Genomic DNA, 12,088 nt, shown 5'->3' on the forward strand with positions numbered 1-12,088 from the left:
TTAAGGCAGGCGCGATCGATCCTGTTTGTAGTCCTGGTGCTGCTTATGATCACCACGCTGGGTTTGTGCTGGGGTATCTACCGCGACTACCAGAATACGCTGGAGCGCGCCGGCGAGCGCTTGCAGATTCAGCTGCGTGCCTATGCCAGCGCGATGGATATTGCTTTTCTGGGTGCCAGTCATTCATTGCAGAAAAGCCGGGACCTGCTTGAGCAACAGATCACCCCTGAAACCCTGGGCGGCGACATACGTCCGGCTTTGCTGACCCACCTGCTGGAGTCCACCTACGTCGACGGATTGACCATCTACAACCGTCGTGGCCGAGTTGTCCTTGCGGTAGGTAACCGGGAATCCGCATACCGGGAGATGCCGCCGTGGGTTGCACGTTCGCTGGTACAGAATAATCAGTCTGTCATCGGCTCCAGCGATGGCCGTATTGGTGTAACGCAGCTCATCAACGGCGCTGATGGCGCCCCCTGGGGGGTGGTTGTCGCCGTCATCAACAATGAAGCCGTTGCCAACCGGTTGGAAAGCGGTGACGGGTTCCGGCAACAGAATCTCATGTTGCTTGATGCGGAAAACCGGCCTGTCGGTGACCGTTCAACCATGGCTAAAATCCGGACCACGGTGGAATCCTTCCAGAACGAGGAGCAGTTCTCGCTCAGTGGAACCCGGGTGAATCTGGACGGCGATTATCTCTATGTACTGCGGCAACTGGAGCAGCAGCCGATCCGGGCCTTTGCCTTCACCCGCCGCTCTGATGCACTGCAGACCTGGGAATCACGCACGGCAGGGGCGCTGGCGGCGGCGCTGGCGATCTGGTTGATTTCGTTCTTTTTCCTTCGATACTGGCGCATGAATGCGCTGCGTGAGCACCGTGTAGCGAACGACCTCTCGCACCTGTACCAGGCGATTGATCAGATGCCATCTTCGATCTTGATCACTGACCTGGATAGCCGAATTATCTATGCCAATGCCGCCTATCTCGAGCGCAGCGGCTATCGAGCAGAGCAGGTGGTTGGAGAGAAACCGTCAATTCTGTCATCGGGCAAAACCCGGCCGGATGTGTACCGTTCGCTCTGGCGTCAGCTACGCAAGGGCATGGCCTGGGAGGGAGAGTTCATCAACCGACTCGCGAATGGTCAGGAGGTTATTGAACAGGCGTTGATTACCCCGGTGAGGGACCTGGACGGCTCTATTTCCAGTTACTTTGCGATCACCAGCGATATCACCCGCCGCCGCGAGTCTGAAGAACGGCTGTTTCGCTATGAGGAAATTGTTAACGCCTCGACCGAGCTGCTCGCCCTGATCGACCGGGAGTATATCTATCTGCAGGTTAACAAAGCCTATCTCGATTATCACGGCTTTGATCGTACCCAGATCGAAAGCCACTCGATTCGTGATTTGTGGGGCAGCGAGGTTTTCGAGAACGTTATTCGGTCGAAGATGGATCAGGCCTTTTCCGGAATGCCGGTGAGCTATGAAAGCTGGTTCGAATATCCCCGCAAAGGCTGGCGTTTCTGCAAAGTATCCGTTAACCCGGTAGTCAATATACGGGGACGCATCGATTCGGCCGTTGTTACGATCTCCGATATCACGGATCGGCGACGTTCAGAAGAATCTTTGCGGATCAGTAAGCAGCGTTTCCGCACGTTATCGGAGTTTGCGCCGCTGGGGATTTTCGAGACAGATTATAAAGGACGTAACATTTACGCCAATAAGCGGTGCGCGGATATATTCGGCCTGACTCCGCCGGAAATGAATGAATATGGTTGGGCGAGTGTGTTCCATGCAGATGATCAGCAACGGGTCTATGAGAGCTGGATGCGCTGCGTCCAGCGAGGTGATAAGGAATGGTCCGAACGCGTTCGTATCGTCGATGGCAATGAAATCAGATGGGTTCAGGGCGCAGCCAGGCGTCTTGATGGCGACTCGCCCGAGGATGCCCGCTATATCGGTATTGCACTTGATATCAGTGATGAGACAAACGCACGCAAACAGCTGGAGCAGAAAAACCGGGAGCTGGAGTACCTCTCTACAACGGACCGCTTAACCGGCTTGAATAACCGTGCCAACATGGACTCGCTGCTCCAGGCCGAAATCCAGCGCTATGAGCGCTATGGATCGGGGTGCGCTGTCATTATGCTGGACGTGGACTATTTTAAGCAGGTGAACGATACCTGTGGTCATGCCGTTGGCGATCAGGTTTTGGTGACTATATCCAAGACCTTACGCAACAACACCCGCCGCAGTGATTATGTTGGCCGCTGGGGTGGTGAGGAGTTTCTGATTGTGTGCCCCCATACCAATCGGGATGGGGCCGTGAGCCTGGCAGAGTCGCTCAGGGAGCGTATCGACGAGGCGCAGTTCCCGGTTATTGGTCATCGTACCTGCAGCTTCGGTGTTGCCGAGTTGCAACCGGGAGATCAGCCCAAGGACATTCTCAAACGCGCTGATGATGCCCTGTATCTTGCCAAGAATAATGGACGCAACCGAGTAGAGTCCGAAACCCCGCCCAAGACTCAGGAGTGATCACGGTGTTATTCGGTCAAACGGCCAGAGACTAATCCCACGCGTGTGGGAGCCCCGTCTACACTCAAGAGGGTTATTAGACGGAAGAGGTGTTTTTGGATCTGAGTAGTTGGACATTAGCGGCAAGTATCGCACTTTTTACGGGCTGTGCCCTGGTCATTGCGGTGTTCGGTACTCGAATCACGGGTGTTGTCGACCAGTTGGCGGATCGCACGGGCGTTGGTGAAGCGGTAGCCGGTGCTATTTTGCTGGGTGCCGCGACGTCGCTCTCCGGTTCTGTTCTATCGGTCACGGCGGCCTGGAACGGGCATCCCACGCTAGCGGTCAGCAACGCGATTGGCGGCATCGCCGTGCAGACCGTGTTTCTTGCCGTAGCGGACCTTTTTTACAGAAGAGCCAATCTGGAGCACGCCGCTGCTTCGGCGCCAAATATGCTGCAGAATGCGCTGCTGATCGCATTGCTAAGCCTGATTTTGCTGGGCCCTATTACCCCTGATATCAGTCTCTATTCAATCCACCCTGTCAGTATCGTCCTGCTCGTCTTTTATATATACGGCATCAAGCTGGTGCAAAGAGCGTGGAACCAACCTATGTGGCAGCCATCCCGCACCCGCGAGACCCGGGAGGACAAGCCGGAACAGCGAAATACGCGTATTTCGCTCTCTCGTCTTTGGGGGGAATTCCTGATCCTGATGGCGATTCTCGGCATCGCAGGGTGGTGGCTTGAGCCTGCCGCTGCCAATATCGCTCGTGATACGGGTCTTGATGAAACTGCCGTCGGCATCCTGCTAACCGCGATCAGCACCTCTATTCCGGAGCTGGTCACATCCGTTGCGGCAGTGCGTCGGGGAGCGCTCACCTTGGCAGTGGGCGGTATTATTGGCGGTAATGCGTTCGATACCCTGTTTACGGCCGCATCCGATATCGCATACCGCGATGGCTCTATCTACCATCATATATCAGAGCAAACCATCGTCTGGCTGGTCCTGACGCTACTGATGGCGGCCGTGCTGATGATGGGGCAGATCCGCCGACAGGAGCATGGCCCGGGTGGAATCGGTTTTGAGAGCAGTGGCGTGATGGTGATCTATCTGGTGGGCATCGTACTGATGTTTATCTAGTCATCTGTTGGCATTAATCACGGGTAAACCAGATATCGCCGTACCAGGCCCTGGCCTCCAGTCCGGTATTATCGGTGTCGGTCATGATCGCGACCGCATCCACAGCATCAGGCTCTTCACCAAACAGACGGCGATAATCCGAGCGAACGTCACGTTTCTCCAATACCCACTGACCCTCCGGCGTTTCTTCGGAGCGAACAGCGATCATACGCGCGTTAGTGGTATAGGCGTTGGGCCAGACAGCACCTTTGGGCTGCGAGCTTGCCCACACGTAGTTGATCGCGCGGGTACGCCAGAAAAATGCGCCGCCGGAAAATACCACGTAAATCCGTGCGGCATAGTCATCCCCGGCCTTGCTTTGCTCGTTAAAATCGCCTGGCAGCGGCTTTTCAAGCTTCCAGGACCAGTTAAGTATCGGGGTCTGCTGCAGATCGATGCGGCGTTCAAGGTACAGGCCCGAAGCGGTGCCCTGGCTGAGAGCCCTCAGGCCCGTTTTATGGGTGTCGGTTTCAAGCCGGTATTCGGTATTGCCCTCGAACGATTTTAACTCCCATCCCTCCAGATTCCCTTCAGAAAACCGGGCGATGTTGACCCGCTCATTATCCGCGCTGAGGGGAAGGGAAAGGGTCAGTGCAACCAAAATTCCGCCGATGCGCGAAATATCGGTCGCACCGAATACACGCATGGCTTACCCCTGCTCCGGCTCGTAACCCAGGTTGGGTGCCAGCCAGCGTTCGGCTTCCTCCATGGTCATGCCTTTACGCTTGGCGTAGCTTTCCACCTGGTCTTCGCTGATTTTGGCGACACCGAAGTAGGTGGCATCCGGGTGACTGAAGTACCAGCCGCTGACCGCTGCGGTCGGCAGCATGGCGAAGCTGTCGGTCAACGTCATGCCGGCGTTATGTTCCACATCGAGCAACTCCCACAATAGCGCTTTCTCGGTGTGATCCGGGCAGGCCGGGTAACCCGGTGCCGGGCGGATACCGGTGTAGCGCTCGCGGATCAGGTCGTCGTTGTCAAAGCACTCGTCGGACGCATACCCCCAGAATTCCTTGCGCACCCGTTCATGCATGCGCTCGGCAAAGGCCTCGGCGAGACGGTCTGCCAGCGCCTTAACCATAATGCTGTGGTAGTCATCGTGATCCGCTTCGAACTCGGCGACCATCTTGTCGATACCAATACCGGCGGTAACCGCGAAGGCTCCGATATAGTCCTCCTTGCCACTCTCTTTGGGTGCGACAAAATCGGACAGACAGATGTTCGGCTTGCCTTCGACTTTCTGCATCTGCTGGCGCAGGTGGTGCAGGCGCATCTGAACACCGTTGCGGCTGTCATCGATGTACAGTTCGATATCGTCATGGCCGATGGCGTTTGCCGGGAACAGACCGATGACAGCCCGCGCCCTGAGCTTCTTGTTGTCGATGATATCGCGCAACATCAGCTTGGCGTCTTCAAACAGTTTGCGTGCTTCCTCACCGACCACCTCGTCATCGAGGATGCGCGGGAAGCGACCGGCCAACTCCCAGGATTGGAAGAAGGGCGTCCAGTCGATGTAGTGCGTCAATTCTTCCAGGTCGTAGTCTTCGAAAACGTGGATGCCGGGCTGCGCAGGCTTGGGCGGTGTGTAGCCCTCCCAGTCGATCTGAAAGCGGTTTTCCCGGGCTGACTCGATGGTTACCCGGCGTTTGTCGTTCTGACGGGCGGCATGACGTTCACGCACCGCCTGGTAGTCTGCCTTGATCTCCGCCACAAACGCCTCGCGTCGGCTCTCGGAGAGCAGGGCCGATGCCACGCCGACCGAGCGCGAGGCGTTGGTCACGTGCACCACCTGGTTGTTCTTGTAGTTGGTCTCGATTTTTACCGCTGTATGCGCCTTGGACGTAGTGGCACCACCGATCATAAGCGGAATGGTGAAGCCCTGACGTTGCATCTCTTTGGCCACATGGACCATTTCGTCCAGCGATGGCGTAATCAGGCCGGAAAGACCGATGATGTCCGCATTTTCATCACGGGCGGTCTGCAGGATCTTCTCGGCCGGGACCATGACGCCAAGGTCGATGATCTCGAAGTTATTACACTGCAGTACCACGCCGACGATATTCTTGCCGATATCGTGTACGTCGCCTTTCACGGTGGCCATGATGACCTTACCGGCGGAGCTGCTGGCGTTACCGGCTTTCTCCTCTTCGATGAACGGCATCAGGTAGGCCACGGCCTTCTTCATGACGCGGGCGGATTTGACCACCTGCGGCAGGAACATCTTGCCGGAACCGAACAGGTCGCCGACGATGCCCATGCCATCCATCAGCGGGCCTTCGATCACCTGCAGCGGACGTTCATAGTTGTGGCGGCACTCTTCAATATCATCGTCGATGTAGTCGGCCACACCTTTCACCAGTGCGTGAGAGAGGCGCTCGTTGACCGGCCAGTCCCGCCACGCCAGATCCTGTTGCACCGAGGATTCGGAAGCGCCCCCACGGTACTTCTCGGCCAGTTCCAGCATCCGCTCGGTGCCATCTTCACGACGGTTAAGCACGATATCTTCCACGTGTTCACGCAGATCGTCGGGTAGGTCGTCGTAGATCGCCAGCTGACCGGCGTTGACGATCCCCATATCCATGCCCTGTTTAATGGCGTGGTACAGGAAGACACAGTGGATCGCCTCGCGTACCTTGTCGTTACCGCGGAAGGAGAAGGAAACGTTGGAGACCCCGCCTGATACCTTCGCGTAGGGCAGGTGTTTTTTGATCCAGCCGGTGGCGTTGATGAAATCCACGGCGTAGTTGTCGTGCTCTTCAATACCGGTAGCGATGGCGAAGATGTTGGGGTCAAAAATGATATCTTCCGGCGGGAAGCCGACCTTGTCGACCAGTACACGGTAGGAACGCTCACAGATCTCGATCTTGCGCTCATAGGTGTCTGCCTGGCCGGTTTCGTCAAACGCCATGACAACAACCGCCGCACCGTATAGACGGATCTTGCGCGCCTGCTCGATAAACTTCGCTTCGCCTTCCTTGAGGCTGATGGAGTTAACCACACCCTTGCCCTGAATGCGCTTCAGGCCTTCTTCCATCACTTCCCACTTGGAGGAGTCGAGCATGACGGGTACGCGGGAGATATCGGGCTCGGACGCGATCAGGTTGAGAAAGCGGTTCATCGCTTCCACGGCGTCGAGCATCCCCTCGTCCATGTTGATATCGATAATCTGAGCGCCGTTCTCGACCTGCTGACGGGCCACTTCAAGGGCCGTCTCATAATCGCCTTCCTTGATCAGACGACGGAAACGGGCCGAACCGGTGACATTGGTGCGCTCACCCACGTTAACGAACAGGGTCTGTGCGCCAATATTCATGGGCTCCAGGCCGGACAGGCGGCAATCCACAGCCAGCTCGGGTAACTCGCGAGGTGCCTGATCCAGCAAGCCTTCGCGGATAACGCGAATATGTTCCGGCGTGGTACCGCAGCAGCCACCGACGATGTTGACCAGGCCAGACTGGGCCCACTCGCGGATCTCGTCGCGCATCTCCTCCGGCGTCTCGTCGTATTCTCCGAAGGCGTTGGGCAAGCCGGCGTTGGGGTGCACGGAGACGAAGGTATCGGCCACGCGGGAGAGCTCTTCCACGTACTGGCGCAACTGTTTGGGACCGAGCGCACAGTTCAGGCCGATACTGATCGGGTTGGCATGACGGACTGAGTTCCAGAACGCTTCCGTGGTCTGGCCGGAGAGGGTACGACCGGAAGCGTCAGTGATGGTGCCGGAAATCATCACCGGCAAACGGATGTCATGATCCGCGAAATACTGCTCGACCGCGAAGATCGCTGCCTTGGCATTGAGCGTATCGAAAATGGTTTCGATCAGGATAATATCCGCACCGCCTTCAACCAGGCCATCCACCGACTCGGTATAGGCTTCGACCAACTGGTCGAACGTGATATTACGAAAGCCCGGGTCATTTACATCCGGTGAAATGGACGCCGTGCGGTTGGTTGGCCCGAGTACCCCGGCCACGTAGCGCGGCGTACCTGTCTGCGCAGCGACATCAGCGCAGACCTCCTTCGCCAACCGAGCGGCGACGACGTTGATCTCTCGCGAGAGCGACTCCATCTCGTAGTCAGCCATGGCAATCTGCGTGGCATTAAACGTGTTGGTCTCAACGATATCGGCACCGGCTTCCAGGTACTGCCGATGAATATCGCGGATCAGCTCCGGCTGGGTGAGCACCAGTAAGTCGTTATTACCTTTTACGTCCAGGTGCCAGTCCGCAAAGCGCTCGCCTCGGTAGTCTTCTTCGGCCAGGCCAAGAGACTGAATCTGGGTACCCATCCCGCCATCGAGGATCATGATGCGGTTTTTCAGGGTACTCTCTAGAGAGGAGCGCAGGGGCAGGGTATTCAGCAAAGTGGTATCGCTCACGTGTCGCTATCCATCCGGGTTAAAACTTTAGCCGCGCATTGTACTGCAAATGCACCATCGCTTGCCTGAGACTGCTTCATTTTTCTTTGAATATTGCTCACTTAGCGCGATAACCATGAGTCATTTATCTGTGTGCCTCAGGCGGGGAGTATCGTGCGTTCACACAAGGGGAGAACGGTCGTGATTCTGGTCCGACTGGTCAGCATTGGTTCGAATCTGGCAACGAACGACGTAAACCTTGTATTATGTGCCTCGCTTTTTGAGCACACCGGCAACAATGATGCAATTCAGGTAGCCGGATTCACTTCTCAAACAAGGTGAAGGACATGCTGCAGACGTTTCTTAAAGCCAAGTTGCACCGCGTTACCGTGACTCATGCCGAACTCCACTACGAAGGCTCCTGCGCCATTGATGGCGACCTGCTCGACGCTTCCGGTATCCGTGAGTATGAGATGGTCCATATCTACAACATCAATAACGGCGAACGCTTCACCACCTATGCGATTCGAGCTGAAGAGGGCAGTGGTGTCATCTCAGTCAACGGCGCTGCCGCGCACAAGGCGAGCAAAGGTGACCTGCTGATTATCGGTGCCTACGTTCAGCTGACCGAGCAGGAGATCAACAACTTTCAGCCCACCCTTTGTTACTTCGAAAATGCCCGCACCGATAACGGTATCGGCATCAGCGATGATGACCTGCGTGCCCGCAATAAAATGACCGGTATGAAGTCCGCAATCCCGGTCCAGACTGCCGATATGTGACGGAATCTGTCCGGCCATGCTCTATTATTCGAGGATGTGAGCTCCTTGGGGAGCGTGGTCGGGAGTTAAACGCCCACGCCCGGTCAGCGCTCTAGTGCATCGGAAATGCGCTTGAGTACCGACAGTGTGGTTTCAAGCTCGGCCTTTGAAACACCGGTTGAACGTTCCACTGCCCACCTCGATTGCTTCTCATCCAGCTTTGAATATACCGCTTTGCCGTGTTCTGAAAGCGTTATCAGCTTTGCGCGCTTGTGTTCGGGATTTTCATGAAGCAGTAAAAGGTCATCATTCTTCATGGCATCCACAAGGCGCTGCACCGCTTGCCGTGTTAACCCCATGCTTCTTGCTATCTGAGGTACGGTTTGCGGACCGCTGGATAAGGCTATGGCACCCAGCACCTTCCATCGAGCACTGCTAATACCGTACTCCGAACCCATACGGTCACCTTCGCTCACCAGCAGTCCGCCGAGCTTGAATACTTCCAGGACCACTTCCGTGAACACGGGGCCTTTTCGAGATTTATCCATCTTCCGTAGCTCTAAATTTTGACAACATGTTGACAACATTGATCACCAAACGCACAATGACAACATGTTACCAACATTGCTCGGAGGAGAAAACTATGGCACTGCTACTCCATCGTTTTGCGGCATTAACCGCCATGTTTTGCATCGCTACATTTTTCTCGGCGACGATTTTGGTCGAGCTTTTCGGTTCCGCTGAATCTATCGCAGAGGTGAAAAGCTTAATCGTCTGGCCCGGCTTGGCGATTCTTGTACCTTCCATGGCGTTGACCGGGCGCAGTGGTTTCGCCCTGGGTAAATCCAGAGGAGGGAGGCTGGTACAGCAAAAGAGAAGGCGAATGGTGTTTATTGCTACCAATGGCCTGCTGGTACTGATTCCCTGTGCTGTTTTGCTTGATCGATGGGCAGCCTCCGGAGCTTTCGGTACGGAATTTTATATAGTTCAGGGGATAGAGCTGCTAGCCGGGGCGGTCAATCTGATTTTGATGGGAATGAATATGAAATCGGGCCTCAAGATGAGGAAAAATTATCGGACGCCGGCATCCCTGACTTAGTGGTAAGCTCACAAAGCCGGACTCAGCCCTAGGGGGAAACAGGGCAATGTCAATGGAACTTCGAACCGGTGTATTTCAGAATGAGGCAGTGACTTTAATTTCCTCTTCCGTGGACGCAGATAATAGATGAATATTCGAGAAGCAACAGCCGATGATTTTGACCGTATCTGGCCCATCTTCGAGACGATTGCCGCTGCCGGTGATACATACGCATATCCGACGGATATAACACGGGATGCCGCGCTAAAACTCTGGATCGACTTGCCCGTCAAAACGTTTGTCGCGGAGGAGGCGGGGCAGGTGCTGGGTACCTACTACTTGAAAACAAACCAGCCGGGCCCCGGCAGCCATGTCTGTAACTGCGGCTATATGGTGTCGCCGCAGGCGCGGGGGCGTGGCATTGCCACTGCTTTATGTGAACACTCGCAGCAAGTTGCCGTTGAACTGGGCTATAAAGCGATGCAGTTTAACTTTGTTGCATCCAGCAATGACGGGGCCGTCCGGCTTTGGAATAAGCTCGGCTTTGAGACGGTCGGCCGTCTACCCAAGGCATTTTGTCATCCCGTTAAGGGCTATGTGGATGCTTTAGTAATGTATAAATGGCTTGCAGCGTAAATACAGCGATGATCTTTTATTCTTTGCTTTTGTCACTTTAAAAAGACTCGTTTTACTTATGGATAATGGGTGTCTGGAGTGATCTGCTACACTCTACTGAGTCAGGCATTGTCAATCTTATCTTAATAACTCGCCGACGAGATTTTAATTAATACCTTGATCTTTATGACATCACCCTCATCTAGTTTTTAAGCAAATAGAAGAAGGGCGATTAAAAGGAGAGGTCGATGAATACAAAGGAAGCGTACGAACAGAAACTCAAGGCTCAGTTGGACGAGATGAGTGCGGAGCTCAAAAAACTGGAGGCAAAAGCCAACCAAGCTGAAGCGGACGCCCAGATCGAATACAGTCAGCAGATGCAGGAGTTACGCGCCAGGCAACAGGAGGCGAACCAGAAGCTTGCCGATCTTAGAAACAGCGGTGAGGATGCGTGGGAAGACCTCAAGGCCGGTGCAGAGCAGGCATGGGACGCGTTTAACAGCGCACTGAAATCCGCATCATCTCGTTTTAAATAGCATTTCAATCTTTTCCATTATTTCTTGGGGGTACGATGAAAGCGTATATACCGACATTGATACTGGTGGGTATGCTGGGGGCCGTTCAGCCTGTGTATGCTCAGAGCGATGAATCCAGCGATCAAATTGGAGAAATTAAAAAAGATACTCAGCAACTGCTCGAAAACATTGGATCCTATACCGCAGAGAAAAAAGATCAGGCGGTGAAAGCAGCCAGAGAGAGCCTCGATAAGCTTGATCAGCGCATTGACGCACTGCAGGGTTACATCGATGAAAACTATGATGAAATGAGTGTTGCCGCCCGCAAAGAGGCTCAGGAGACGATGAAAGCGCTTCGCGAGCAGCGCGTGGAAGTTGCTGAGTGGTATGGCAGTATGAAAGCCAGCACCAGTGAAAGCTGGAGCCATATGAAACAGGGGTTCTCTGACGCGTATAAAGACCTTGCCAACGCCTGGGAAAAATCGGAAAAGGAATACCGGTCCGACAACTGACCGTACCGCCGGACCTTTTTGCTGTCAGGGAGTAAACCGCGTTGCATAAATTAGTTCTAGCGCTGCTTATTGTATCAGCGGCGTTCAGTGTTTATCTGGCAACAAACCGCGGCTATATCGATGCTGCGGCGTCTGAGGCCGCTAGCCCTGATGCTCAGCGGCTCGCGGACGCTTTTGAACATCGTCAAAGCGATCTTCAGGTCCGTGGCAGCGGTGTGGTCATACGGATGCTGTCCGATGATGTGGAAGGGAGCCGGCATCAAAGGTTTATTGTTGAGATGAGTTCTGGGCAGACACTGCTGATCGCCCACAACATCGATCTCGCGCCGCGTATCGATGGCCTGCGTGTAGGGGATCAGATCGAGTTTTTTGGCGAGTATGAGTGGAACGCGAAAGGGGGTGTGGTGCATTGGACACATCACGACCCCGCCGGCCGCCATACCGGTGGTTGGCTGCGTCATCAGGGTAAAACCTATCAGTGAGCCTCATCCTGCTGATTTAGCGCTCGCAATAAATCAATAAATCAGGGTTTTAACAGGTTGGTACTGATCCGAAACAGGC

11 protein-coding genes are annotated in these 12,088 nt (G+C 54.9%); 8 read left to right on the forward strand and 3 right to left on the reverse strand.

What is annotated here, in order from left to right; translation table 11 throughout:
* Positions 1-45: 45 nt before the first annotated feature.
* Both G403_RS21935 and G403_RS0102525 read left to right on the forward strand, forming a co-directional pair.
* Positions 46-2,532, forward strand: a complete 2,487-nt coding sequence (locus G403_RS21935; RefSeq protein WP_051298434.1) for a PAS domain S-box protein — start codon at positions 46-48, stop codon at positions 2,530-2,532.
* 89 nt (positions 2,533-2,621) lie between these two features.
* The gene (locus tag G403_RS0102525) at positions 2,622-3,653 is read left to right on the forward strand and encodes a sodium:calcium antiporter (protein WP_027852593.1); all 1,032 of its coding nucleotides are present in this window, start codon (positions 2,622-2,624) and stop codon (positions 3,651-3,653) included.
* A gap of 13 nt (positions 3,654-3,666) precedes the next feature.
* On the opposite strand, the gene G403_RS0102530 is transcribed toward G403_RS0102525, so the two are convergent.
* The gene (locus G403_RS0102530) at positions 3,667-4,338 is read right to left on the reverse strand and encodes a DUF3047 domain-containing protein (RefSeq protein ID WP_027852594.1); all 672 of its coding nucleotides are present in this window, start codon (positions 4,336-4,338) and stop codon (positions 3,667-3,669) included.
* 3 nt (positions 4,339-4,341) lie between these two features.
* On the reverse strand, positions 4,342-8,067 hold the full coding sequence (gene metH, locus G403_RS0102535; RefSeq protein WP_425411689.1) for a methionine synthase: 3,726 nt from the start codon (positions 8,065-8,067) through the stop codon (positions 4,342-4,344).
* Positions 8,068-8,393: 326 nt separating this feature from the next.
* On the opposite strand from metH, the gene panD reads away from it, so the two are divergent.
* Positions 8,394-8,828, forward strand: coding sequence for an aspartate 1-decarboxylase (gene panD / locus G403_RS0102540; RefSeq protein WP_027852596.1), 435 nt, complete (start codon positions 8,394-8,396; stop codon positions 8,826-8,828).
* Positions 8,829-8,911: 83 nt separating this feature from the next.
* Here panD and G403_RS0102545 read toward each other — a convergent pair whose 3' ends face one another.
* On the reverse strand, positions 8,912-9,355 hold the full coding sequence (locus G403_RS0102545) for a MarR family winged helix-turn-helix transcriptional regulator (RefSeq protein WP_027852597.1): 444 nt from the start codon (positions 9,353-9,355) through the stop codon (positions 8,912-8,914).
* Positions 9,356-9,450: 95 nt separating this feature from the next.
* On the opposite strand from G403_RS0102545, the gene G403_RS0102550 reads away from it, so the two are divergent.
* From G403_RS0102550 to G403_RS0102570, 5 genes are all read left to right on the forward strand, one after another.
* Entirely contained in the window at positions 9,451-9,906 is a 456-nt protein-coding gene (locus tag G403_RS0102550; protein ID WP_027852598.1) for a hypothetical protein, read from the forward strand.
* A 126-nt stretch (positions 9,907-10,032) separates the two neighbouring features.
* Entirely contained in the window at positions 10,033-10,521 is a 489-nt protein-coding gene (locus tag G403_RS0102555) for a GNAT family N-acetyltransferase (protein ID WP_027852599.1), read from the forward strand.
* A 227-nt stretch (positions 10,522-10,748) separates the two neighbouring features.
* Positions 10,749-11,036, forward strand: a complete 288-nt coding sequence (locus G403_RS0102560) for a sll1863 family stress response protein (protein ID WP_027852600.1) — start codon at positions 10,749-10,751, stop codon at positions 11,034-11,036.
* 35 nt (positions 11,037-11,071) lie between these two features.
* Positions 11,072-11,527 carry a sll1863 family stress response protein gene (locus G403_RS0102565; protein ID WP_027852601.1) on the forward strand — a complete coding sequence of 152 codons (456 nt, stop codon included), beginning with the start codon at positions 11,072-11,074 and terminating at the stop codon, positions 11,525-11,527.
* A 41-nt stretch (positions 11,528-11,568) separates the two neighbouring features.
* On the forward strand, positions 11,569-12,009 hold the full coding sequence (locus G403_RS0102570; protein WP_084403901.1) for a DUF3465 domain-containing protein: 441 nt from the start codon (positions 11,569-11,571) through the stop codon (positions 12,007-12,009).
* Positions 12,010-12,088 lie beyond the last annotated feature (79 nt).

Source organism: Marinobacterium litorale DSM 23545 (genome assembly GCF_000428985.1).
GTDB classification, from domain to species: Bacteria; Pseudomonadota; Gammaproteobacteria; order Pseudomonadales; family Balneatricaceae; genus Marinobacterium_D; species Marinobacterium_D litorale.

Coding starts and splice junctions, on each gene's coding strand:
- G403_RS21935 (WP_051298434.1), top strand. CDS start 46: ATGATCACCACGCTGGGTTTGTGCTGGGGTATCTACCGCGACTACCAG.
- G403_RS0102530 (WP_027852594.1), bottom strand. CDS start 4,338: ATGCGTGTATTCGGTGCGACCGATATTTCGCGCATCGGCGGAATTTTG.
- panD (WP_027852596.1), top strand. CDS start 8,394: ATGCTGCAGACGTTTCTTAAAGCCAAGTTGCACCGCGTTACCGTGACT.
- G403_RS0102545 (WP_027852597.1), bottom strand. CDS start 9,355: ATGGATAAATCTCGAAAAGGCCCCGTGTTCACGGAAGTGGTCCTGGAA.
- G403_RS0102550 (WP_027852598.1), top strand. CDS start 9,451: ATGGCACTGCTACTCCATCGTTTTGCGGCATTAACCGCCATGTTTTGC.
- G403_RS0102555 (WP_027852599.1), top strand. CDS start 10,033: ATGAATATTCGAGAAGCAACAGCCGATGATTTTGACCGTATCTGGCCC.
- G403_RS0102560 (WP_027852600.1), top strand. CDS start 10,749: ATGAATACAAAGGAAGCGTACGAACAGAAACTCAAGGCTCAGTTGGAC.
- G403_RS0102565 (WP_027852601.1), top strand. CDS start 11,072: ATGAAAGCGTATATACCGACATTGATACTGGTGGGTATGCTGGGGGCC.